This window comes from Endozoicomonas sp., assembly GCF_965196975.1.
Lineage (GTDB): Bacteria > Pseudomonadota > Gammaproteobacteria > Pseudomonadales > Endozoicomonadaceae > Endozoicomonas.
This window is the reverse complement of sequence record NZ_OZ239981.1, coordinates 4,767,415-4,790,421: the sequence shown is the minus strand read 5'-3', so window position 1 is coordinate 4,790,421 and position 23,007 is coordinate 4,767,415. Positions and strand designations below refer to the sequence as shown.

22 protein-coding genes are annotated in these 23,007 nt (G+C 43.9%); 7 read left to right on the top strand and 15 right to left on the bottom strand.

The window, feature by feature from the left end:
* The first annotated feature begins 184 nt into the window (after window positions 1-184).
* Both ACOCLE_RS21515 and ACOCLE_RS21510 read left to right on the top strand, forming a co-directional pair.
* Window positions 185-1,465: an ISKra4 family transposase gene (locus ACOCLE_RS21515; RefSeq protein WP_419532972.1), complete on the top strand. Its 1,281-nt coding sequence runs from the start codon at window positions 185-187 to the stop codon at window positions 1,463-1,465.
* A 71-nt stretch (window positions 1,466-1,536) separates the two neighbouring features.
* Window positions 1,537-2,415, top strand: a complete 879-nt coding sequence (locus tag ACOCLE_RS21510; RefSeq protein WP_419534174.1) for an SDR family NAD(P)-dependent oxidoreductase — start codon at window positions 1,537-1,539, stop codon at window positions 2,413-2,415.
* A gap of 9 nt (window positions 2,416-2,424) precedes the next feature.
* On the opposite strand, the gene ACOCLE_RS21505 is transcribed toward ACOCLE_RS21510, so the two are convergent.
* From ACOCLE_RS21505 to ACOCLE_RS21475, 7 genes are all read right to left on the bottom strand, one after another.
* On the bottom strand, window positions 2,425-2,880 hold the full coding sequence (locus tag ACOCLE_RS21505) for a nucleoside deaminase (protein ID WP_419534173.1): 456 nt from the start codon (window positions 2,878-2,880) through the stop codon (window positions 2,425-2,427).
* 569 nt (window positions 2,881-3,449) lie between these two features.
* Entirely contained in the window at window positions 3,450-4,730 is a 1,281-nt protein-coding gene (locus tag ACOCLE_RS21500; protein ID WP_419532972.1) for an ISKra4 family transposase, read from the bottom strand.
* A gap of 64 nt (window positions 4,731-4,794) precedes the next feature.
* Window positions 4,795-5,085, bottom strand: a complete 291-nt coding sequence (locus tag ACOCLE_RS21495; RefSeq protein ID WP_419534172.1) for a hypothetical protein — start codon at window positions 5,083-5,085, stop codon at window positions 4,795-4,797.
* Window positions 5,086-5,162: 77 nt separating this feature from the next.
* Window positions 5,163-6,443, bottom strand: a complete 1,281-nt coding sequence (locus ACOCLE_RS21490; protein WP_419532972.1) for an ISKra4 family transposase — start codon at window positions 6,441-6,443, stop codon at window positions 5,163-5,165.
* A gap of 68 nt (window positions 6,444-6,511) precedes the next feature.
* Complete coding sequence (locus tag ACOCLE_RS21485; RefSeq protein WP_419534171.1) at window positions 6,512-7,711, bottom strand: hypothetical protein; 1,200 nt, start codon at window positions 7,709-7,711, stop codon at window positions 6,512-6,514.
* A 57-nt stretch (window positions 7,712-7,768) separates the two neighbouring features.
* Window positions 7,769-9,049 carry an ISKra4 family transposase gene (locus ACOCLE_RS21480; RefSeq protein ID WP_419532972.1) on the bottom strand — a complete coding sequence of 427 codons (1,281 nt, stop codon included), beginning with the start codon at window positions 9,047-9,049 and terminating at the stop codon, window positions 7,769-7,771.
* Window positions 9,050-9,113: 64 nt separating this feature from the next.
* The gene (locus ACOCLE_RS21475) at window positions 9,114-9,770 is read right to left on the bottom strand and encodes a hypothetical protein (protein WP_419534170.1); all 657 of its coding nucleotides are present in this window, start codon (window positions 9,768-9,770) and stop codon (window positions 9,114-9,116) included.
* A 282-nt stretch (window positions 9,771-10,052) separates the two neighbouring features.
* On the opposite strand from ACOCLE_RS21475, the gene tnpC (ACOCLE_RS21470) reads away from it, so the two are divergent.
* Entirely contained in the window at window positions 10,053-11,558 is a 1,506-nt protein-coding gene (gene tnpC / locus ACOCLE_RS21470) for an IS66 family transposase (protein ID WP_419532963.1), read from the top strand.
* On the opposite strand, the gene ACOCLE_RS21465 is transcribed toward tnpC (ACOCLE_RS21470), so the two are convergent.
* Window positions 11,559-12,329, bottom strand: coding sequence for a DMT family transporter (locus tag ACOCLE_RS21465; protein WP_419534169.1), 771 nt, complete (start codon window positions 12,327-12,329; stop codon window positions 11,559-11,561).
* A gap of 173 nt (window positions 12,330-12,502) precedes the next feature.
* On the bottom strand, window positions 12,503-12,772 hold the full coding sequence (locus ACOCLE_RS21460; protein ID WP_419534168.1) for a hypothetical protein: 270 nt from the start codon (window positions 12,770-12,772) through the stop codon (window positions 12,503-12,505).
* A 215-nt stretch (window positions 12,773-12,987) separates the two neighbouring features.
* Between ACOCLE_RS21460 and ACOCLE_RS21455 the strand changes: the two genes are divergently transcribed.
* Window positions 12,988-13,587 carry a glutathione S-transferase family protein gene (locus ACOCLE_RS21455; protein ID WP_419534167.1) on the top strand — a complete coding sequence of 200 codons (600 nt, stop codon included), beginning with the start codon at window positions 12,988-12,990 and terminating at the stop codon, window positions 13,585-13,587.
* Between the two features lie 544 nt (window positions 13,588-14,131).
* Here ACOCLE_RS21455 and ACOCLE_RS21450 read toward each other — a convergent pair.
* From ACOCLE_RS21450 to ACOCLE_RS21440, 3 genes are all read right to left on the bottom strand, one after another.
* The gene (locus ACOCLE_RS21450) at window positions 14,132-14,362 is read right to left on the bottom strand and encodes an IS66 family transposase (protein ID WP_419534166.1); all 231 of its coding nucleotides are present in this window, start codon (window positions 14,360-14,362) and stop codon (window positions 14,132-14,134) included.
* 304 nt (window positions 14,363-14,666) lie between these two features.
* On the bottom strand, window positions 14,667-15,557 hold the full coding sequence (locus ACOCLE_RS21445) for an IS982 family transposase (protein WP_419533099.1): 891 nt from the start codon (window positions 15,555-15,557) through the stop codon (window positions 14,667-14,669).
* A 53-nt stretch (window positions 15,558-15,610) separates the two neighbouring features.
* Window positions 15,611-16,894 (bottom strand): IS66 family transposase, encoded by a 1,284-nt coding sequence (locus ACOCLE_RS21440; RefSeq protein ID WP_419534165.1) that lies wholly within the window; start codon window positions 16,892-16,894, stop codon window positions 15,611-15,613.
* Between the two features lie 303 nt (window positions 16,895-17,197).
* On the opposite strand from ACOCLE_RS21440, the gene ACOCLE_RS21435 reads away from it, so the two are divergent.
* A complete protein-coding gene (locus ACOCLE_RS21435) occupies window positions 17,198-17,938 on the top strand; it encodes a hypothetical protein (RefSeq protein ID WP_419534164.1) in 741 nt (246 codons plus the stop codon).
* 40 nt (window positions 17,939-17,978) lie between these two features.
* Here the strand turns inward: ACOCLE_RS21435 and ACOCLE_RS21430 are convergent, their stop codons facing one another.
* Complete coding sequence (locus ACOCLE_RS21430; RefSeq protein WP_419534163.1) at window positions 17,979-18,770, bottom strand: hypothetical protein; 792 nt, start codon at window positions 18,768-18,770, stop codon at window positions 17,979-17,981.
* A 161-nt stretch (window positions 18,771-18,931) separates the two neighbouring features.
* On the opposite strand from ACOCLE_RS21430, the gene pyrF reads away from it, so the two are divergent.
* On the top strand, window positions 18,932-19,759 hold the full coding sequence (gene pyrF, locus ACOCLE_RS21425) for an orotidine-5'-phosphate decarboxylase (RefSeq protein ID WP_419534162.1): 828 nt from the start codon (window positions 18,932-18,934) through the stop codon (window positions 19,757-19,759).
* Between the two features lie 67 nt (window positions 19,760-19,826).
* Here pyrF and tnpC (ACOCLE_RS21420) read toward each other — a convergent pair whose 3' ends face one another.
* Window positions 19,827-21,332: an IS66 family transposase gene (gene tnpC, locus ACOCLE_RS21420; RefSeq protein ID WP_419532963.1), complete on the bottom strand. Its 1,506-nt coding sequence runs from the start codon at window positions 21,330-21,332 to the stop codon at window positions 19,827-19,829.
* A gap of 178 nt (window positions 21,333-21,510) precedes the next feature.
* On the opposite strand from tnpC (ACOCLE_RS21420), the gene ACOCLE_RS21415 reads away from it, so the two are divergent.
* Window positions 21,511-22,119: a hypothetical protein gene (locus ACOCLE_RS21415; RefSeq protein WP_419534161.1), complete on the top strand. Its 609-nt coding sequence runs from the start codon at window positions 21,511-21,513 to the stop codon at window positions 22,117-22,119.
* Between the two features lie 29 nt (window positions 22,120-22,148).
* Here the strand turns inward: ACOCLE_RS21415 and ACOCLE_RS21410 are convergent, their stop codons facing one another.
* Window positions 22,149-22,997, bottom strand: coding sequence for an ABC transporter ATP-binding protein (locus ACOCLE_RS21410; protein WP_419534160.1), 849 nt, complete (start codon window positions 22,995-22,997; stop codon window positions 22,149-22,151).
* Between the last annotated feature and the right edge of the window lie 10 nt (window positions 22,998-23,007).

Sequence of the window (23,007 nt, the reverse complement as noted above, 5' to 3'; positions counted from 1 at the left end):
ATGTTAAACCTACCGTATAAATTCAGTACTTAAAAAAACAAGGTGTTAACACAACCTTTTTATTACTGTGTTAGAGTTGCCAACGGATTAAGCTAGAGAAGGGGTGCTCTCTCTGAATGATTGAAACAATAGTGCTCTATTTTCACAGCTACTATGGGAACACCACTCATAATAGTTAACTGTCATGCCCGCTTCTGTTATTTCCAGCTCTACCAAAAGCATCGTTTTGCAAATTGAAGTTTCTATAGATTCAGGCAACATGCTGAATCTTGAAGATAGTTTACAGCGTGCACTCAATGAAGCCGGGCAGCTTGGAACAAAAGAGTTATTGGGGCTATTTGAATCACCCAATAAAGAACCTATCGTCGTTAATCAGCAGAAGTGGAACTACAAAGGAAAGGTTCTTAAGCACTATGAAACCTTATACGGTCGTATACCTTTGGAGCGCTCCGTATATCAGGGTGTCAGAGGTGGCAGTACTCTGGCAGCACTTGATCTTCGTGCCGGTATTATTGGTTCAGCTACCCCCAAATTTGCCAAGTCTATCGCCTGGAAATACAGCCAGATGCCAGCGCCTGCGGTAAAAGAAGATTTTGAGACCAACCATCAAAGGACGCTTTCAAATTCTTATATCAAGCATTTATCGGACAGAGTAGGTGCATTAATTGAAGACCAGCAAGACACTCACTACCACCTTCCTCCACTAAAAGAGCCTGTTGAAACAATAGCCATTGGTCTGGATGGAACCTGCATGCTGCTTTGTGAAGAAGGCTGGAGGGAAGCCATGTGTGGGACATTGAGCCTATATTCTGCAGATGGAGACAGGCTCCACACGATATATACAGCCAGTTCGCCAGAGTATGGTAAACAAAGCTTTATGAGCAAGCTCGACGAGGAGATTGCAGATCTAAAACGACTCTACCCAAATGCCACATACATCGGGGTAGCTGACGGGGCTAGAGAAAACTGGAGTTATTTGAAACAACATACCTCTGGGCAGATACTCGATTTTTATCATGCATCTGAATATTTAGCTGGAGCAGCGGAAGCACTGTTTCCAACCAGTAAGGCGAAGCGACACCAGTGGCTTGAAGACAGGCTACATAGTTTGAAAAACAAGCGTGGAGCAGCCAAAAAAATCCTTCAGGAAATTGAATCAGCCGAGCTCCCGAAAAAGACAATCGCACTGACAGAGAAGCGCTACAAAGCTGTGAGCTATTTTACAAACAATCACCAGTTAATGAATTATCATCAGGCGCTTAAACGCCATTGGCCAATAGGTTCAGGAGTTACTGAAGCGGCTTGTAAGACTCTGGTAAAGCAACGATTATGTGGTTCTGGAATGAGGTGGAAAGCAACAGGAGCGGAAGTGCTTTTGACAACAAGAGCACTGATCCAGAGTAAGGGGCGCTGGGAACAACTTTGGTCTGAGTTCATGACTGGAAAGGTTGAAGCTAACCTATGAGTCAGTTATCAAATTGAGAGAGCACCCTAGAGAAGTTTCTCTATAACGGAAGATATTCGAAAAATGAAGGGATGGGAAAAGTGAAAAAAAAGAAATACGCGCTTATTACCGGGGCAACCAGTGGTATCGGTATTCCAACAGCTATTGGAGTTGCAAAGCGTGGTTATCACACCACTTTGATCTGCCGTAATTCAGAAAAAGGCGAGTCACTGAAACAGCGGATTGCGGCAGAAACGGGTAATCATGACATTGATATCATTCTTGCAGATCTGACCTCTCTGGAAGACGTCAGTAAGGCAAGCCAGTGTTATATCGATTCAGGCAAACCACTTCACCTGCTTATCAATAACGCAGGTATTATTAATACGACCCATGAGACGACTCAAGATGACTATGAGGCGATGTTTGCTGTTAACTATCTTAGTGTTTTCTTGCTGACAACCCAACTTCTTCCTTTACTTAAAAGCTCTGGCAATCAAACAGACAACAATAGCCGGATTATTAATGTCAGCTCTGAAGGCTATAAGATGGCAAAGCGCATCGATTTTGAAAACATCAATGCCGAGAAGGGATTTAAAACTTTCCCGGTTTATGGCCACTCAAAGCTAGCCCTCATGCTGTTCAACCTTGAGCTTGCAGAACAGCTCTCCAACCACCCTGTAAACACTTACACCGTTCACCCTGGCGCAGTAAATACCAATCTTGGCTCTGGTGACAATACAATCCTGAGTCGTTTTTTATTCCCAATATTTCGGCCATTTTTAAAGTCACCAGAACAAGGCGCAGCAACGACTTTGTATCTAGCCTTTGAGCCGAAAGTTGATGGGCATAATGGTTTTTACTTTGCTAACTCGAAGGTCAGAAAAGTAGGAAAGCAGGCCAATGATAGTGCCCAAGCCAAAACCTTATGGAGCTGGACTGATAACCGACTGTCTGAGTTTTATAATTGACGAATTGGATCATGAAGGGTGTGGCCAGAATTCCATTATCAATTCTGAAGCCAGCTCTTCTTCAACTGGGCCAACAGCTTCAATGATGGGATGACATTGATTAAAAATATCCTGGCAATTCACACTAATGGATTGTCCGGCAATCTGCTGGAGGGCTTTTCCACTGCAGCCAAACACAACTCTTGATACTCCCGCCCAGTAAATGGCCCCAGAGCACATTGCACAAGGCTCAGAGCTGGCATAGAGAACACTCTTTTTCAATACCTCCTGAGACAATTCTCTACCTGCGCGACGAATAACGTTCATGACAGAATGGCAGGTAATATCGTTATCAGTTAACACGCTGTTTTCAGCTTCTACAAGAATCCTGCCTTTATGAGCAAGCAGTGCATAAAATGGTAATTGTTTATTTTCTACCGCCTCTTTTGCACGTTGGATGACATAACCAATAAGTTCTTTATCCAAAATCATCAACTGATACCTCTGGTATCTTAAAACCAGTCAATATATTTTAGCTCGGATAGTTGATTAAAGTGCTAACCACCCTCACTTTTGATTCAAAAGGTGACATCATTAGCTCTTGCTTCCGTAGTTCCTTGGCATATTTTTCTGTTCCGGAAGTAACTCACTCCTGAGTTCCATTAGAGGTTTACCTATATTTCTACCCTCTCCAGAGAACCTTAGGGCATGATATATATTCGTGAGGCGGCAACATACTCTTACCTTGAACTGATGGCATAAGTTATGCCCATTAAGGTCTTGCATTTCAATTGCCGTCACACACTCTCTGACCCTTTCTACTATAGCTATCACTTCATCAGGCTCAATCATTCTGTGAGAAACGGAGTGACTGATATCCATGGACATGGTATTAGCAATTGATATCAGGAACATACATGTAGAATACCTCTGAAGAATTAACCAGGATTTATCAGACTGATCAGAGAGCAGTACATCACCATTATTCAAAAGTAACCAGCCCAAACGATCAAAAAGTATATTTTGCCGGGTGCTCTCTCAATTTGATAACTGACTCATAGGTTAGCTTCAACCTTTCCAGTCATGAACTCAGACCAAAGTTGTTCCCAGCGCCCCTTACTCTGGATCAGTGCTCTTGTTGTCAAAAGCACTTCCGCTCCTGTTGCTTTCCACCTCATTCCAGAACCACATAATCGTTGCTTTACCAGAGTCTTACAAGCCGCTTCAGTAACTCCTGAACCTATTGGCCAATGGCGTTTAAGCGCCTGATGATAATTCATTAACTGGTGATTGTTTGTAAAATAGCTCACAGCTTTGTAGCGCTTCTCTGTCAGTGCGATTGTCTTTTTCGGGAGCTCGGCTGATTCAATTTCCTGAAGGATTTTTTTGGCTGCTCCACGCTTGTTTTTCAAACTATGTAGCCTGTCTTCAAGCCACTGGTGTCGCTTCGCCTTACTGGTTGGAAACAGTGCTTCCGCTGCTCCAGCTAAATATTCAGATGCATGATAAAAATCGAGTATCTGCCCAGAGGTATGTTGTTTCAAATAACTCCAGTTTTCTCTAGCCCCGTCAGCTACCCCGATGTATGTGGCATTTGGGTAGAGTCGTTTTAGATCTGCAATCTCCTCGTCGAGCTTGCTCATAAAGCTTTGTTTACCATACTCTGGCGAACTGGCTGTATATATCGTGTGGAGCCTGTCTCCATCTGCAGAATATAGGCTCAATGTCCCACACATGGCTTCCCTCCAGCCTTCTTCACAAAGCAGCATGCAGGTTCCATCCAGACCAATGGCTATTGTTTCAACAGGCTCTTTTAGTGGAGGAAGGTGGTAGTGAGTGTCTTGCTGGTCTTCAATTAATGCACCTACTCTGTCCGATAAATGCTTGATATAAGAATTTGAAAGCGTCCTTTGATGGTTGGTCTCAAAATCTTCTTTTACCGCAGGCGCTGGCATCTGGCTGTATTTCCAGGCGATAGACTTGGCAAATTTGGGGGTAGCTGAACCAATAATACCGGCACGAAGATCAAGTGCTGCCAGAGTACTGCCACCTCTGACACCCTGATATACGGAGCGCTCCAAAGGTATACGACCGTATAAGGTTTCATAGTGCTTAAGAACCTTTCCTTTGTAGTTCCACTTCTGCTGATTAACGACGATAGGTTCTTTATTGGGTGATTCAAATAGCCCCAATAACTCTTTTGTTCCAAGCTGCCCGGCTTCATTGAGTGCACGCTGTAAACTATCTTCAAGATTCAGCATGTTGCCTGAATCTATAGAAACTTCAATTTGCAAAACGATGCTTTTGGTAGAGCTGGAAATAACAGAAGCGGGCATGACAGTTAACTATTATGAGTGGTGTTCCCATAGTAGCTGTGAAAATAGAGCACTATTGTTTCAATCATTCAGAGAGAGCACCCGATTCAGGTATTCTTTGAAATACTTCAATTGCATCAGAAAACATTCTCTGCTCTTGGAGAACCCAACCTTTCATCCAAATCAACCGGTCACAAGTATGATGACAGGTCTCCATAAATTTCAAGGCTCTTTCTGCCCCATGAGAAAGATAAATGGCAGCAGCAACGACAGACTGGTAAAGAGCATTATCTCGCGTTTGCTTTATGATATCCTTTATATTATTGTCCATTTGAGCAGTTGGACTCATTCGATCATAGTTATAAACTGCTTCCATTAGTAATGCGGAAAGGACCAGGATAGACTCCCTTCTAACCCACCCCTTTTGGGTGCTCTCTCAATTTGATAACTGACTCATAGGTTAGCTTCAACCTTTCCAGTCATGAACTCAGACCAAAGTTGTTCCCAGCGCCCCTTACTCTGGATCAGTGCTCTTGTTGTCAAAAGCACTTCCGCTCCTGTTGCTTTCCACCTCATTCCAGAACCACATAATCGTTGCTTTACCAGAGTCTTACAAGCCGCTTCAGTAACTCCTGAACCTATTGGCCAATGGCGTTTAAGCGCCTGATGATAATTCATTAACTGGTGATTGTTTGTAAAATAGCTCACAGCTTTGTAGCGCTTCTCTGTCAGTGCGATTGTCTTTTTCGGGAGCTCGGCTGATTCAATTTCCTGAAGGATTTTTTTGGCTGCTCCACGCTTGTTTTTCAAACTATGTAGCCTGTCTTCAAGCCACTGGTGTCGCTTCGCCTTACTGGTTGGAAACAGTGCTTCCGCTGCTCCAGCTAAATATTCAGATGCATGATAAAAATCGAGTATCTGCCCAGAGGTATGTTGTTTCAAATAACTCCAGTTTTCTCTAGCCCCGTCAGCTACCCCGATGTATGTGGCATTTGGGTAGAGTCGTTTTAGATCTGCAATCTCCTCGTCGAGCTTGCTCATAAAGCTTTGTTTACCATACTCTGGCGAACTGGCTGTATATATCGTGTGGAGCCTGTCTCCATCTGCAGAATATAGGCTCAATGTCCCACACATGGCTTCCCTCCAGCCTTCTTCACAAAGCAGCATGCAGGTTCCATCCAGACCAATGGCTATTGTTTCAACAGGCTCTTTTAGTGGAGGAAGGTGGTAGTGAGTGTCTTGCTGGTCTTCAATTAATGCACCTACTCTGTCCGATAAATGCTTGATATAAGAATTTGAAAGCGTCCTTTGATGGTTGGTCTCAAAATCTTCTTTTACCGCAGGCGCTGGCATCTGGCTGTATTTCCAGGCGATAGACTTGGCAAATTTGGGGGTAGCTGAACCAATAATACCGGCACGAAGATCAAGTGCTGCCAGAGTACTGCCACCTCTGACACCCTGATATACGGAGCGCTCCAAAGGTATACGACCGTATAAGGTTTCATAGTGCTTAAGAACCTTTCCTTTGTAGTTCCACTTCTGCTGATTAACGACGATAGGTTCTTTATTGGGTGATTCAAATAGCCCCAATAACTCTTTTGTTCCAAGCTGCCCGGCTTCATTGAGTGCACGCTGTAAACTATCTTCAAGATTCAGCATGTTGCCTGAATCTATAGAAACTTCAATTTGCAAAACGATGCTTTTGGTAGAGCTGGAAATAACAGAAGCGGGCATGACAGTTAACTATTATGAGTGGTGTTCCCATAGTAGCTGTGAAAATAGAGCACTATTGTTTCAATCATTCAGAGAGAGCACCCCCCCTTTTTATGAAAAAACTCACTTACCATACTTGAAATTAACTCATGAGATAAATACTTTTGATAATGTCTGATCTCAAGACTGGCGTTATACGTCAAAAGTTTCATAGCTATATCTGGCAACAATACATCGTCACACCCTCTAAATCCTTTTACAAAGTCCAATTTGAACCCCATAAGATGGAGCATATAGAATGTTCTGGAGTAATAATCTCCTGAACGAGCGGATATAACCATCGAGTTTGCACTGGAGAAATCTACACCACCAAGTAACTGCTGGTCAGGTGGCATTATCCTTATCAGCAACATATGAATGTATTTTTTAAGCTCTTCACACTCAGGCCGATTAGCAATTGACAAAAGGCGAGAGGCAACTTCTTTAATTCCATCCTCATGCTTTCTAAATGCAATAGTATCTGTGTAGTTGATAAGCTCAATCAATAGCTTTTCCCGTTCTAAAACAGATAGTTCTGTTTTATCATGAACACAGATTTCAATTAGTTTGATCAGCTGCGACAGGCTTATATGCACAATTCTATTATTTACTTCCTGTTGATCAAGAGACCCATAACTGAAGCTTCCCGAAGTCAGTAGATAGAATCTGAAAAAATCAGAAAATTGAACACTTTCTCCCTCAAACTGTTTCTTTATAAATACTTCGTGCAGATACATAAATCCCCCCCTGAGACTCAGGGGGTAATCATAATAACCTCCAACAAGCATCACCCTGTCAGGGTGCAAGTTTCTTCCTGTAAGGGTAGAATGACGTTCTCTTAAGCTCCTGAAGGCATCATTATAGAATAGTTTACAGTGCCTTATCATAAGACATAGAACTCTATCAGCCTGATCATCAACTCTTATAGGCTGATCTGGTTTCATACGTCTGAATATAGCTTTAGCATGATATAGTGACCTGGCAATTAACTCGACCATTACCATTACAGAATAAAAATCATCCCTGTTTTTTTTAAAAGCAATTACTTGTTCTAATAAAAAAATAAAACCACTAAAATTTTCCACAATCTTTGATAGATTGATACTACTTAACCGGCTTTTGGACAAACGATTTGGATTAATCATTGGCAACATGAAAAACTGAAAAATATGAAAATCAGCATGATCAGCTAACTCATTAATTGCTGAAATAGCTAACTCAGCTACTGCTCTATAGCCATCGTCATCCATAGAAGAGAGTTCTTCTAAAACTCTTGCCTGGGGTGCTCTCTCAATTTGATAACTGACTCATAGGTTAGCTTCAACCTTTCCAGTCATGAACTCAGACCAAAGTTGTTCCCAGCGCCCCTTACTCTGGATCAGTGCTCTTGTTGTCAAAAGCACTTCCGCTCCTGTTGCTTTCCACCTCATTCCAGAACCACATAATCGTTGCTTTACCAGAGTCTTACAAGCCGCTTCAGTAACTCCTGAACCTATTGGCCAATGGCGTTTAAGCGCCTGATGATAATTCATTAACTGGTGATTGTTTGTAAAATAGCTCACAGCTTTGTAGCGCTTCTCTGTCAGTGCGATTGTCTTTTTCGGGAGCTCGGCTGATTCAATTTCCTGAAGGATTTTTTTGGCTGCTCCACGCTTGTTTTTCAAACTATGTAGCCTGTCTTCAAGCCACTGGTGTCGCTTCGCCTTACTGGTTGGAAACAGTGCTTCCGCTGCTCCAGCTAAATATTCAGATGCATGATAAAAATCGAGTATCTGCCCAGAGGTATGTTGTTTCAAATAACTCCAGTTTTCTCTAGCCCCGTCAGCTACCCCGATGTATGTGGCATTTGGGTAGAGTCGTTTTAGATCTGCAATCTCCTCGTCGAGCTTGCTCATAAAGCTTTGTTTACCATACTCTGGCGAACTGGCTGTATATATCGTGTGGAGCCTGTCTCCATCTGCAGAATATAGGCTCAATGTCCCACACATGGCTTCCCTCCAGCCTTCTTCACAAAGCAGCATGCAGGTTCCATCCAGACCAATGGCTATTGTTTCAACAGGCTCTTTTAGTGGAGGAAGGTGGTAGTGAGTGTCTTGCTGGTCTTCAATTAATGCACCTACTCTGTCCGATAAATGCTTGATATAAGAATTTGAAAGCGTCCTTTGATGGTTGGTCTCAAAATCTTCTTTTACCGCAGGCGCTGGCATCTGGCTGTATTTCCAGGCGATAGACTTGGCAAATTTGGGGGTAGCTGAACCAATAATACCGGCACGAAGATCAAGTGCTGCCAGAGTACTGCCACCTCTGACACCCTGATATACGGAGCGCTCCAAAGGTATACGACCGTATAAGGTTTCATAGTGCTTAAGAACCTTTCCTTTGTAGTTCCACTTCTGCTGATTAACGACGATAGGTTCTTTATTGGGTGATTCAAATAGCCCCAATAACTCTTTTGTTCCAAGCTGCCCGGCTTCATTGAGTGCACGCTGTAAACTATCTTCAAGATTCAGCATGTTGCCTGAATCTATAGAAACTTCAATTTGCAAAACGATGCTTTTGGTAGAGCTGGAAATAACAGAAGCGGGCATGACAGTTAACTATTATGAGTGGTGTTCCCATAGTAGCTGTGAAAATAGAGCACTATTGTTTCAATCATTCAGAGAGAGCACCCCTTGCCTGTAACTTTGAGACACTAAAAAAGATATGATAAAACTTTCTCATTAAAACTTCCTGCGAATCTCCAGTTCTGGATCCATCAAAGAAACGAAATATTCTTACCAGACACCAAGAGAGTACGCTACAAGTATTCTCAACCACAGATTCTGATCTATATTTCTTAATGGATAACTCACCAAGTAATTGATCAAATTCTTTTTGGGTTTCTACTTTTCCACCTGGTCCAACATGAACACTATCGAGCAATCTGTTCAATTTTTTCCCAGGAAAATCCGGCTTGCTTTCAGAGAAAAAGCGTTGGTGATTAGATAATATATCTCGAAGGCTCTTACCGCCGGTAGCAAAAGGAAGAAGTGCACGCCAAACACTACTGATTGATAGAGCAGCATTATTTGAAAGATCTTCTGAGCTGTACATTATTACAGCAGACCTTTCCTCAATTGAGGTTGACTGGTGATGACTGGCTCCATGAGATGAATTTTTTACCATTACTTCGGGCAGACCATCTACCATGCGTACATGTGGTGAAGTCTTTTTTTGATCATCATGCTTAAAATTGCCACCTATTATTTCCAGCATGTCATCGATACTTTCAAGATGATATACCGTAAATCCCGATAGTATGGAGTCCATATGATCCTTTCATTCATTCTGTCTGTTTAAATGGTTGCAACACTAACAATGAAATAGTGTTCTAATCATTAAGACAGCTTTTACTACTTTTTATTCCCAAAGCAATGTAATTGCCAATAAGAACGACTACAACGCCCAATAAGCTCAGAGTTGTCCATTGATAGCCTTCAAACATGGTCGCAATAAATAAAGCGTAACTATTCAGCACCCTTCATATAAATCTGGAATTTTCTGATTTTTCGACCATCATCTTATACTCAATTTTTCTAACAAATCTCCAGTATGGAACCAGACTTCCCAGCTACTCCGTTTACCGAAGCTCTCCTTAAAGAGAATGAAGAGCTTCGGACCGAGAATGCGCTTTTACGGGAACGTTGCAGCGAACTGGAAGAAAGGGTTAATAAAAACAGTCAAAACAGTAGTAAGCCACCATCGTCAGATGGTTATCAAAAGCCCAGTAAAAAAGGGAGTGATAAAGGTGATACATCTTCCAAAGAAGCCCCCTGCTCCTCACAGGAAACACCGAACCCCAAAAGCCTTAGACCATCTTCAGGCAATAAACCAGGTGGCCAGAAAGGTCATCAAGGCTCTTGTTTGAGACGTGTCGCCTTACCCGATTATGTCAGGCATCTGAAGGTTGAAAAATGTTGCTGTTGCCAGTCTTCGCTTATCGATATTAAACCCACCAAATACATTGAGCGACAGGTTTTTGATCCAGGTAGACCCGGAGAATTTGAAGTTACCGCGTACTGGGCAGACGTTAAAGTATGTCCTTGTGGTAAACGGAACACCGCTGAGTTTCCCCAAGGAGTGAAAGCCGCTGCTCAATACGGAGAAGTGACTCAGGCAATGGCTGTTCATTTAAACCAGTATCACTTCATCCCATATCACCGGGTGTCTGAGTATTTCAATACTATTTATTGCATGAGTGTCAGCGCAGGCTCTGTTGCCAATTTTGTTGCCTATACCCATGAGAACCTGGCCTCTACTGAGCAGAGTATCCGCGATGCTTTACAAGAAAGTCCGGTTGCAGGAGCGGATGAAACTGGCATGCGGGTTGACGGTTCACTGTGGTGGTTACACATTATGCGAGATGACCAATGGACGCTTTACTACCTCTCAGAAAGGCGAGGTTGTGAAGCAATGGATGCAATGGGCATCCTGCTGACTTTTGCAGGCATTCTGGTTCACGATCATTGGAAGTCCTACTTTGCCTATGCGGCAGTGCATGTGCTTTGTAATGCCCATCATCTGAGAGAGCTTCAGGGAGTTGTCGATAGGGATGCGAATAAGCTGGCTCTGCGGCTGATGAAATTGCTTACGCTCTCCTGGCACTTCTGCAAGAAATACAAAGCAGCCGGTCTGACTCAAATGCCTGGTGCAATACAGCTTCGCATTGAGACGATATACGACCAAATCCTTCAAAGGGCTCTCACGAAGGAAACCGCTTATATGGAAAAACAACGACAGGTGCTTGGACGTAAGAAGGTCAGGAATACCAAGGCCTACAACCTGTTCAAAAGGCTTATTGAGTTTAAGGTTGAAACGTTGCGCTTCATGTCGGACTTTTCAATTCCCTTCGATAACAATGGCAGTGAACGTGATGCCAGGATGGCCAAACTTAAGCAGAAGATCTCAGGCTGCTTCAGAAGCGAAGACGGAGGTACCATGTTTACCCGAATCCGAAGCTATTTATCATCTGCTAAAAAGCAGGGGTTGAACATATTTCAGGCGCTTCTTAAAGCGGTTCGAAATTACAACAATACGCCTTTGCTGGGTGCTGAATAGTTACAATAAAGCAATGATTGGATAAATAATATCTACATAGGCTGTGCGATCAGCACCGATGCGTCCAATCAGGGCAACATAGGAGGTCATTGCCATGATCGACCCGAACAAAGCAAGGTACAGCAGAGAAAACACATAAGGCTTGCTCCATTGGAACGATGGTAGTTTTCCCAGGGAAAGAGCAAAAGCTGCAGTAAACAGTGAGCTATACATCATCGCTGTCATTACTACAGGCAATAGAGGAAGCCCACTTTTTTTATTGATTTCACATATCAGACTGCCAATTGAAAAAAAGATACAGCCAACAAATGCCATCGTAATACCCTTCATCAAATCAGTGGTCAGACTAGTCGCTAGCTCAGGCAGAAAGACCATCACGATTCCCAGAGAGCCAAGCATTCCACCAATAACTACAGGCAAACGGACCGGGTTCCCCAGCCAGAAGTGACCAATGATGACATTGAGATAGAGCATGCTGGTACACACCAGCGCAGACTGTGCACTGTTAATATAGAGCTCACTGAGATACACCAGCCAGTAAGAAATACCGCAAAAGCAAATACCCTGTAGAAATATTCTGAGGTGTTGTCGTGGCGTGAATTGAACAGGCACCCGCTGCAGGAAGCAGATCGCCATTAAAATGAGTCCAGCCAGAAGAAAGCGATAACTGATAGACCATAGCGGATCAACGTCACCCAACTGAAAGGTAATGGCATACCAGGTTGAGCCCCATACAAATGAGCACAGGCTAAACAGCAGGATATTCTGCATTTTGTCTCACCGTTCTTTTCCAAAAAAAGTAAAGCAAGAGCCGTATATTGCAAAATAGCCTCAAACTCTCAGGCAACAACCCTGTTTTTTGTGCTGGATTAACCGATACGGCTCATTAATTAGAATCAGGAAGAGACAAAAATAGCTGATGTTTAAAAAGGGCAGTGCTTTTTTTAAAGGTCTTCAGCCCACGGCATTTCTGGCAAAGCATCCAGATTATTATTGTACCTCTGTACATTGAATGCCGCCTGATGATTGACCACATCCACCAGCTCTACACAGAGAGCACATGCAATGTACTGAACCGCCTCCTCCCTATCAACACCTTCCAGCATCAGCCGCATCAACGTCTCTTTTACTCTTGGGGGGTTATTTTCTGCCAGCTGGTTTTCAACTATTTCAATAACCGCCTCACCATCCATCAAGTCATCGCTATCAACCATTACCATAAACCCCAGTACGTCTTTCAAAAGCACTCATTCTATCGGTGGATGAATCTAAATGCTCACTTAATATAAAAAATACGTCGTCTATATATACAACAATAACCCCAAGAGCTTCCTCTTTCTCATCTCAGCCAACCATAAAATGTACTTGCGTCGTCTTTAAAGAAAGAGTACGAATGTCGGATTAAATTTTGGCAAACAGGAGGAAGCCTGTGTACAAAGTTTACGGAGACGCCCAGTCCGGCAACTGCTATAAAATTAAACTGCTGATGAGCCACCTGAATATTGACTGCGAGTGGGAACACATCAATATCCTTGGTGGTGGAACGCATACTGATGAGTTCCTGGCCATGAACCCCAACGGTAAGATTCCTGTCATGGAGTTGCCAGATGGGAATTACCTGTGGGAATCCAATGCCATCCTGAACTACCTGGCTGACGGCACAGACTACCTGCCTTCAGACCCTTTCCTAAGGGCAAAAGTTCTCCAGTGGCAGTTTTTTGAGCAATACAGCCACGAGCCATATATCGCTACAGCCCGGTTTATCGTGAAGTACCTGGGCAGGCCCAAGAAACATGAAGCAACACTTCAGGCAAAGAAGGCCAGCGGTTACAAGGCACTGCAGGTTATGGAAACTCACCTGGAGCACAATGACTGGCTGGTTGGTGATCAGATGACCATTGCCGATATCTGCCTTTACGGCTATACGCACGTTGCTCCAGAGGGAGGATATGGCCTGACTGACTTTCCTTTTATCATGGCCTGGCTTAAGCGGGTAAGGGAACACCCAAAGCATGTGAAGATGGGCTGAGCCTTCTTTTCCTCTAATACTCACCAGTAGTAATGATCTCCTGCTTCAAGCCTTCCCACACAAAGCAGGAGATACCTTAATCATATGTTCAAAAAAACAATATTTATGCAACTAATTCAGGAACTACGTGCCCCTGATATAGTCCATAGGACTTTAAGATCGACTTTTTAAAACTGTTGGATTCTTCGCTGTAGATAAAATTTTACTCACACATACCTTTTCTTTTGAATAAATCGTAATTATTTAAAAAATATCAGGAGTTGTTCATAGTGAACCCTGCTTTAGCATCATCGGCAGCGTATAAACCAGGTGCAGAACTCTTGCCGGCCTCCCAAGGTACTGAAGAGGCGCTTTCAGGAAGAATGAGAGTAAAAATAGTACCCCCGGAAGAACTAGCCAAAACCCACTTACCTCAACCCGAGTTAAACGCAGAGCTTTCCCCCATCAAGGATCAGAAAGATCTGAATGAGCGGCTCATTCACTACATGGAAGAGATGTGTAGTGATCATAATAATAGAGTTGCTATTATTAAGAACTACAGTAACTATTCAGCACCCAGCAAAGGCGTATTGTTGTAATTTCGAACCGCTTTAAGAAGCGCCTGAAATATGTTCAACCCCTGCTTTTTAGCAGATGATAAATAGCTTCGGATTCGGGTAAACATGGTACCTCCGTCTTCGCTTCTGAAGCAGCCTGAGATCTTCTGCTTAAGTTTGGCCATCCTGGCATCACGTTCACTGCCATTGTTATCGAAGGGAATTGAAAAGTCCGACATGAAGCGCAACGTTTCAACCTTAAACTCAATAAGCCTTTACGCGATGTGCGACTTTGTCTGAAACTATCTCAAATTACTAGCCCGGATATTTCATAAACTGCCCCGAATCTCGGGCAGGACTTTGTCGCCCTAAGGGATTTTGTGAGGGAGTGCCGTACCGGGGAGTACGGTCGACCGAGCAAAACTCCCCTAGGGCGGCAAAGGACAAGCGAGAACGGGAGCACGTTTATGAAATATCCGGGCTAGCATGATGGTAAGTCCAAGTTGTATCTTCAAAATCACGCAATTATTTGCTTTCCGTTTTTTAATCTTCGGAAATAAGGTTCTCAAACTGTATTGCAGGACGACCAGCAATTATATTCAGATAAGAACCAATATTATGTGCCAGTAACTTCCGAGCGATACGTGATGTCATATGCCATCTATCTCGACAATGGCACTTTTCTATTTCAAAGCGCTCTGTCAATTGACCTATCACTGTTTCTATTCTCCGTCGTACCCGTAATACCAGCTTTACAAACGACTTCGGACGTTCATCTTGCATGTTTTTTCTCAGTGGCGTCTGAAGATCAATACCTAATTCCTGACAATCAGCTTTAAACTCAGGCCTTATATAGCCCTTATCGCCAAGCAAGAGGCCAGAAATGGTCTCGAGCATGTCATAGGCTGCATCACGCTCATCTACGTTCGCTGCGGTCAGAGTAAAACCCACAGGAATCCCTCGTGCTTCAACCAGCAAATGCCCCTGAAAGCCATAGAACTTCTTGTCCTTGGAAGCGCAGTAACCATAACCAGCCTCAGCTTTAAAGATACGGCTCTGTGGTGCACGGGTTCTGACGACAACATCAATCGGAAAACCATCGATTAAATGGATATCTGCATTATCTGCATGCATCATCTGGACTATACGAATTTGCAGTCGTTGTTTCACATGCCATAAGTTGGCGGCCTGTTTGACAAATGCCGAGCGTGAAGGAATGTCAGGAAACAGGTGTCGCCAGTGTCGGGTAAAATACTTCCAAATCTCAGTGTCCTTATGATGCCCAAGCCATTCACCGACAACTTCCATGGTGATCGCTTCACTATCAGTGAGCTTTGGTGGAAACCCTCGAAGTCGCAGTGGTACAGGAAAAAGCTCTTTTACCAAATCGTCGATCAAGCAGTAGACTGTAGTGATAAACTCTTCAACGGGCATGACTGAAACCTTCTTTGCTTTCTACTGCTTTTAATAGCAGAAAGCAGGATCAGTCATGTCTCCTTATGCAAACCTAAAAGTCGCACATGGCGTAGCCTTTTGAACAGGTTGTAGGCCTTGGTATTCCTGACCTTCTTACGTCCAAGCACCTGTCGTTGTTTTTCCATATAAGCGGTTTCCTTCGTGAGAGCCCTTTGAAGGATTTGGTCGTATATCGTCTCAATGCGAAGCTGTATTGCACCAGGCATTTGAGTCAGACCGGCTGCTTTGTATTTCTTGCAGAAGTGCCAGGAGAGCGTAAGCAATTTCATCAGCCGCAGAGCCAGCTTATTCGCATCCCTATCGACAACTCCCTGAAGCTCTCTCAGATGATGGGCATTACAAAGCACATGCACTGCCGCATAGGCAAAGTAGGACTTCCAATGATCGTGAACCAGAATGCCTGCAAAAGTCAGCAGGATGCCCATTGCATCCATTGCTTCACAACCTCGCCTTTCTGAGAGGTAGTAAAGCGTCCATTGGTCATCTCGCATAATGTGTAACCACCACAGTGAACCGTCAACCCGCATGCCAGTTTCATCCGCTCCTGCAACCGGACTTTCTTGTAAAGCATCGCGGATACTCTGCTCAGTAGAGGCCAGGTTCTCATGGGTATAGGCAACAAAATTGGCAACAGAGCCTGCGCTGACACTCATGCAATAAATAGTATTGAAATACTCAGACACCCGGTGATATGGGATGAAGTGATACTGGTTTAAATGAACAGCCATTGCCTGAGTCACTTCTCCGTATTGAGCAGCGGCTTTCACTCCTTGGGGAAACTCAGCGGTGTTCCGTTTACCACAAGGACATACTTTAACGTCTGCCCAGTACGCGGTAACTTCAAATTCTCCGGGTCTACCTGGATCAAAAACCTGTCGCTCAATGTATTTGGTGGGTTTAATATCGATAAGCGAAGACTGGCAACAGCAACATTTTTCAACCTTCAGATGCCTGACATAATCGGGTAAGGCGACACGTCTCAAACAAGAGCCTTGATGACCTTTCTGGCCACCTGGTTTATTGCCTGAAGATGGTCTAAGGCTTTTGGGGTTCGGTGTTTCCTGTGAGGAGCAGGGGGCTTCTTTGGAAGATGTATCACCTTTATCACTCCCTTTTTTACTGGGCTTTTGATAACCATCTGACGATGGTGGCTTACTACTGTTTTGACTGTTTTTATTAACCCTTTCTTCCAGTTCGCTGCAACGTTCCCGTAAAAGCGCATTCTCGGTCCGAAGCTCTTCATTCTCTTTAAGGAGAGCTTCGGTAAACGGAGTAGCTGGGAAGTCTGGTTCCATACTGGAGATTTGTTAGAAAAATTGAGTATAAGATGATGGTCGAAAAATCAGAAAATTCCAGATTTATATGAAGGGTGCTGAATAGTTACGAACTACATAAGTACAGGAGAAAACAGGGAGGACGCTTCCCCCTGTTTAAAAAGGGGGTTTTATTATGGCAATGAGTACTTCGACTTCCTAGAGCAGGCAGAACAAAATCCTAGACTTGAATTCTTCTTTAAAGAGGAAAGTTTTGTCTATGGCTACCCACCTACTGTGCTCAATACTAATAATGCTTCAGTCGATCAGGCAAAACCAGAAAAAATGATGGACCGTACAGTAGTAGACTTTCCATATAGAGGGAACACAACAAGACATACCTGCTATACACTGAACTCCAACGCCTACTCTCCCAGTCAGATATTGGATGAATGGCCGTCAAACTTCTGCTTTATGAGCTGTGGCCAGTTAATCCATTTTGCTGCATATCGTGTTATGAGCGATGTTTGGGGAAAAGCCCAATTTGATACATTTTTTCCAACCGGAAGCTTTCGTCTAACCACAACGCTAAATAACGCATTTGATCCTGTATCTGCTTTTTTCAAGCCGTATGATATAAGGCAGGATCAAGGATTTATTGCTGGACAATGTTACCACTTTACAAACCACCCTAGTTACAGATATAGAGACCTTTCTGGTGACAGTGGCTCCTGGAATGTTGTGTGTTCAGACGCAACTCCCGGTAATGAAAAATTTATTGGTCTTGGCCTGCCATTAAACTGCACGAAGCTGGATTTAAAACAGGCATTAGTTAGTGACTATAATTCTCCCCCTTACAATGAACGAGTTTTTTCACCAGTAAGAAGAGATATGGAATTAAGAAAAATTAGGAAAGTGCAAGCTAGTCATATACAAGATTACGGATCACAAGTACCAGAAACTATAACTTTAGATGAGCTAGACCAATCGGGGGCTGGGCTTGATCGTTCCTATTCGTTCGAGTTGTCATTAGATTTATTAAGGAACGAAGGCTATAAAATGAAATTAAGAGACAACCTTGCCTAAATTTATTAAGCTTTCATTACTCATAAAATAGTAAAGAGCGCTATTCTATAATTCTCTCTGATGGAAATCCTTGTACGATCGCTCTGAATACGGGCCACTTTAAAACGGTAAGCTCTTGCTCCAAACGAGTACGAAAAAGATCAGCATCCGCACTCAATGATGCGATCTCTTCCTCCGTCAGGTATGCACTGAACTGATACTCCTGATCTCCGGAATCCTTTGTATTCTGGAGATAAAGCCGGGTTTTTCTTTTCTGCTCAATTAAGGGCTTACCATACCCATGGGCAATCGCTTGAAGATCAGTAAACCGCTCATAGCTTCTAACCCAGTCAGCCCATTTACTGCTTGATAGTCTGCTCTCATAAGAGCGATACCTTAACCCCAGCTGTAGAAGTTCCAGTAACGACATTTTCTGATAGTGCTGCGCATGAGCCAGTTCATGAGCCAGCAAGCCTGAAATAGCTAACTGCTCATCAGCTTTATGATCAGTTGATACGAATAGTGAATAGTTTAAATGGACCCTTGCACCGGCGACCTTCAGTAAATAATTGAAGATAGGGGTGGTGCTGCCTAAGCGATCCGTTTTTCTAAGGATATACATCTGTGTATACGGCCCAAGCTTATAAGCTCTGGTTATGTTGTCTTGAATATCCACCAGCTCTGCATAATGCCTGTTGATGGTGTCGTGTTGATCAGGAGCCAAATCGACGGCCTGAGTCAGAATGACAGTACCTTTTTCCTGCGATATACAGCCTGACAACAAAAATACCATTAGAACCCATAACCGATAGGCCTTCTTATCATCACGATTTACCTTGATGGTCGCAAACATCCGTTGCCCTAAACAATGTGTCGGTAGTTCTCACTGTTATCGGGTTTATGTGGAATAGCCTTACCTGGCCGATCAACAACGGCGCTCCCAAAGCATGTAAAAGATAACGGATACTGCTAGACTCCCCGCTCAGCACTTTTTACATAACGCTGAGGTTAAAAATGGGGTTTCTTGATCGGGTTCAGGCTGCCATGGAGAAAAATAACTCTCTGTTGTGCGTAGGCCTTGATCCTTCACCCGAGCGCTTTCCTGCATCGATTCAGGTGATGGAAAAGCCTATCTTTGAATTCAATAAAGCCATTATTGATGCTACTGCTGATCTGGTTTGCGCTTATAAGCCTCAGGCTGCCTATTACCATGCCTGTGGTGCAGAAGATCAGCTGGCCATGACGATTGATTACATTCGTACTCAATACCCTGATATCCCGGTTATTCTCGACTCGAAACGTGGTGATATTGGTAGTACTGCCAGCCAGTACGCCATTGAAGCCTTTGAGCGTTATAAGGCCGATGCGGTCACCGTCAACCCCTACATGGGAATTGATACTATAGAGCCATTCTCAAGCTATGCGGATAAAGGAACTGTAGTTCTTTGCCGTACCTCAAACCCTGGTGCAGCAGCTATTCAGAACCTGTCGGTCCAACAGGACAGTGGTGAGCCAGCCATGCTGTATGAAGTCATTGCTAAGATGTGTCAGGAGCAGTGGAATCAGAATAACAACATCCTGCTGGTTGTTGGTGCAACAAACCCAACGGAGTTAAAGCGTATTCGGGAAATTACCGGAGACATGACGTTTCTGGTGCCAGGTCTTGGTGCTCAAGGTGGTGATGTTGAAGCAACCGTAAAAAATGGCCTCAACAGCGAAGGCAAGGGAATTATCGTGAACTCATCCCGTGGCATTATTTATGCCAGTGATGACGATGACTTTGCCGAGGCAGCAAGAAATGCAGCTATCGAATTACGAGATCAAGTAAACCTCTATAGGTAGTCTCTGCCTGAAGCTATTAACGAAAGTCGTTAATAGCTTCAGGCAATTTAGCAAAAATTATTCGTAACTATTCAGCACCCAGCAAAGGCGTATTGTTGTAATTTCGAACCGCTTTAAGAAGCGCCTGAAATATGTTCAACCCCTGCTTTTTAGCAGATGATAAATAGCTTCGGATTCGGGTAAACATGGTACCTCCGTCTTCGCTTCTGAAGCAGCCTGAGATCTTCTGCTTAAGTTTGGCCATCCTGGCATCACGTTCACTGCCATTGTTATCGAAGGGAATTGAAAAGTCCGACATGAAGCGCAACGTTTCAACCTTAAACTCAATAAGCCTTTTGAACAGGTTGTAGGCCTTGGTATTCCTGACCTTCTTACGTCCAAGCACCTGTCGTTGTTTTTCCATATAAGCGGTTTCCTTCGTGAGAGCCCTTTGAAGGATTTGGTCGTATATCGTCTCAATGCGAAGCTGTATTGCACCAGGCATTTGAGTCAGACCGGCTGCTTTGTATTTCTTGCAGAAGTGCCAGGAGAGCGTAAGCAATTTCATCAGCCGCAGAGCCAGCTTATTCGCATCCCTATCGACAACTCCCTGAAGCTCTCTCAGATGATGGGCATTACAAAGCACATGCACTGCCGCATAGGCAAAGTAGGACTTCCAATGATCGTGAACCAGAATGCCTGCAAAAGTCAGCAGGATGCCCATTGCATCCATTGCTTCACAACCTCGCCTTTCTGAGAGGTAGTAAAGCGTCCATTGGTCATCTCGCATAATGTGTAACCACCACAGTGAACCGTCAACCCGCATGCCAGTTTCATCCGCTCCTGCAACCGGACTTTCTTGTAAAGCATCGCGGATACTCTGCTCAGTAGAGGCCAGGTTCTCATGGGTATAGGCAACAAAATTGGCAACAGAGCCTGCGCTGACACTCATGCAATAAATAGTATTGAAATACTCAGACACCCGGTGATATGGGATGAAGTGATACTGGTTTAAATGAACAGCCATTGCCTGAGTCACTTCTCCGTATTGAGCAGCGGCTTTCACTCCTTGGGGAAACTCAGCGGTGTTCCGTTTACCACAAGGACATACTTTAACGTCTGCCCAGTACGCGGTAACTTCAAATTCTCCGGGTCTACCTGGATCAAAAACCTGTCGCTCAATGTATTTGGTGGGTTTAATATCGATAAGCGAAGACTGGCAACAGCAACATTTTTCAACCTTCAGATGCCTGACATAATCGGGTAAGGCGACACGTCTCAAACAAGAGCCTTGATGACCTTTCTGGCCACCTGGTTTATTGCCTGAAGATGGTCTAAGGCTTTTGGGGTTCGGTGTTTCCTGTGAGGAGCAGGGGGCTTCTTTGGAAGATGTATCACCTTTATCACTCCCTTTTTTACTGGGCTTTTGATAACCATCTGACGATGGTGGCTTACTACTGTTTTGACTGTTTTTATTAACCCTTTCTTCCAGTTCGCTGCAACGTTCCCGTAAAAGCGCATTCTCGGTCCGAAGCTCTTCATTCTCTTTAAGGAGAGCTTCGGTAAACGGAGTAGCTGGGAAGTCTGGTTCCATACTGGAGATTTGTTAGAAAAATTGAGTATAAGATGATGGTCGAAAAATCAGAAAATTCCAGATTTATATGAAGGGTGCTGAATAGTTACAATTATTCTATAAACAGTATGAACCCAACCCAATGGTTGATGTCTCTTCAATGGATAACTTCTTTAACCTTCCTTGAAAAGGTTGTTCCATGGAAAGATCATCATCCCCACCACCACCTGCTGTTTCCGCTGAAAAACCTAAAACATACCCACTAGATACAGAGAGCGAAACAGAAGTACGAGCTCTAAATCGGAGCATGCGGGCGGAAACATCCGAAAGGAAGATTCCTGATTACACAGATAACAAACACCTCATTCATCCAAAGGATGTAACATCTGTTAAAATAGCTGTTTATAATAAGCCTGAGCAGTCAAAAGAAGAGCATCCTGAGCAGAAAACATTTACAGACAGACGTGCATTCTTCGAACAACTAGGACAAAACCCAGCTGTACAAGTAAACACCAAAAAGGACAGACCTCACCCTTCATCAATCGCAGAGTACGAAACGGGTAAACTCAGCAACTCAAGCAAGTGGATGGCGAACCCTTTCAGTACAACCCCACACTTTGTTCAACCAAACCAAAGATTGGCAACACCTGAAGAGGGGGCATCATTGCCTGACAAATGTCAGCAGCTACCTCTTGATGCAGGCCCTTCGATGCAAGGCCATGCTTCGACTCAGTCTGAAGTAAGATTTCAGCAAGAGCAGGACTTACAAAAAGCTATTGATGATCTTAACGAATACCTTAAAAAGTGAGCCTCTAATCAGGTAAAAACTCATGCAATTTATGCGGCTTCATGCTGCCTGCTATCCTTCACCTTTTTCTTGGTTCTGGGTTTAACAATGGGTTCAACCTTCCTTTGTTTCTCATAAAGGAACTTCAAAACTTCTGAGCGCAGTTGTGTATATTCCGAATCCTGTGCCAGCTCCAGTCGATCGCGTGGTCTCTCCAGATTGATCTCAAGAATCTCTCCCACCGTGGCGGCGGGACCATTGCTCATCATCACGATACGGTCAGATAACAGAACAGCCTCATCCACATCATGAGTGATCATGATCACGGTGTTATTCAGCTCCTGCTGGATTTCCATCAGAGAGTCCTGCATATGAGCCCGGGTGAGGGCATCCAGAGCACCAAACGGTTCATCCATTAACAGAATTTCCGGCTGCATGGCCAGTGCCCGGGCAATTCCCACCCTCTGTTTCATACCACCACTGATCTCATCCGGGCGCTTATGCATGGCGTGATCCATATGCACCAGCTGAAGATTATGCTCAATCCACTCTTTGGTCTCTGTCTTGTTTTTTGAACGACCAAATACCTGTTTCACCGCCAGCTCAACATTCTGATAAGCCGTCAACCAGGGAAGGAGAGAATGATTCTGAAACACCACTGCTCGATCAGGACCAGGCTCGGAAACCTCCCGACCGTTTAAAATCACGCCACCACTGCTGGCCTGCAGAAGCCCCGCCACGATATTCAACACCGTTGACTTTCCACACCCCGAGTGACCAATCAGAGAGACAAACTCCCCTTTGGCTATTTTCAGGTCAACACCTTTGAGGGCGGTAAAAGGGCCTTTCGGTGTATCAAAGACCATATCGATATGACTGATATCCAGCAGTGTACTCATGAATTGGGTT

Coding starts and splice junctions, on each gene's coding strand:
- ACOCLE_RS21515 (WP_419532972.1), top strand. CDS start 185: ATGCCCGCTTCTGTTATTTCCAGCTCTACCAAAAGCATCGTTTTGCAA.
- ACOCLE_RS21510 (WP_419534174.1), top strand. CDS start 1,537: ATGGGAAAAGTGAAAAAAAAGAAATACGCGCTTATTACCGGGGCAACC.
- ACOCLE_RS21500 (WP_419532972.1), bottom strand. CDS start 4,730: ATGCCCGCTTCTGTTATTTCCAGCTCTACCAAAAGCATCGTTTTGCAA.
- ACOCLE_RS21495 (WP_419534172.1), bottom strand. CDS start 5,085: ATGGAAGCAGTTTATAACTATGATCGAATGAGTCCAACTGCTCAAATG.
- ACOCLE_RS21490 (WP_419532972.1), bottom strand. CDS start 6,443: ATGCCCGCTTCTGTTATTTCCAGCTCTACCAAAAGCATCGTTTTGCAA.
- ACOCLE_RS21485 (WP_419534171.1), bottom strand. CDS start 7,711: ATGGATGACGATGGCTATAGAGCAGTAGCTGAGTTAGCTATTTCAGCA.
- ACOCLE_RS21480 (WP_419532972.1), bottom strand. CDS start 9,049: ATGCCCGCTTCTGTTATTTCCAGCTCTACCAAAAGCATCGTTTTGCAA.
- ACOCLE_RS21475 (WP_419534170.1), bottom strand. CDS start 9,770: ATGGACTCCATACTATCGGGATTTACGGTATATCATCTTGAAAGTATC.
- tnpC (WP_419532963.1), top strand. CDS start 10,053: ATGGAACCAGACTTCCCAGCTACTCCGTTTACCGAAGCTCTCCTTAAA.
- ACOCLE_RS21465 (WP_419534169.1), bottom strand. CDS start 12,329: ATGCAGAATATCCTGCTGTTTAGCCTGTGCTCATTTGTATGGGGCTCA.
- ACOCLE_RS21460 (WP_419534168.1), bottom strand. CDS start 12,772: ATGGTTGATAGCGATGACTTGATGGATGGTGAGGCGGTTATTGAAATA.
- ACOCLE_RS21450 (WP_419534166.1), bottom strand. CDS start 14,362: ATGTCGGACTTTTCAATTCCCTTCGATAACAATGGCAGTGAACGTGAT.
- ACOCLE_RS21445 (WP_419533099.1), bottom strand. CDS start 15,557: ATGCCCGTTGAAGAGTTTATCACTACAGTCTACTGCTTGATCGACGAT.
- ACOCLE_RS21440 (WP_419534165.1), bottom strand. CDS start 16,894: ATGGAACCAGACTTCCCAGCTACTCCGTTTACCGAAGCTCTCCTTAAA.
- ACOCLE_RS21435 (WP_419534164.1), top strand. CDS start 17,198: ATGATGGACCGTACAGTAGTAGACTTTCCATATAGAGGGAACACAACA.
- ACOCLE_RS21430 (WP_419534163.1), bottom strand. CDS start 18,770: ATGTTTGCGACCATCAAGGTAAATCGTGATGATAAGAAGGCCTATCGG.
- pyrF (WP_419534162.1), top strand. CDS start 18,932: ATGGGGTTTCTTGATCGGGTTCAGGCTGCCATGGAGAAAAATAACTCT.
- tnpC (WP_419532963.1), bottom strand. CDS start 21,332: ATGGAACCAGACTTCCCAGCTACTCCGTTTACCGAAGCTCTCCTTAAA.
- ACOCLE_RS21415 (WP_419534161.1), top strand. CDS start 21,511: ATGGAAAGATCATCATCCCCACCACCACCTGCTGTTTCCGCTGAAAAA.
- ACOCLE_RS21410 (WP_419534160.1), bottom strand. CDS start 22,997: ATGAGTACACTGCTGGATATCAGTCATATCGATATGGTCTTTGATACA.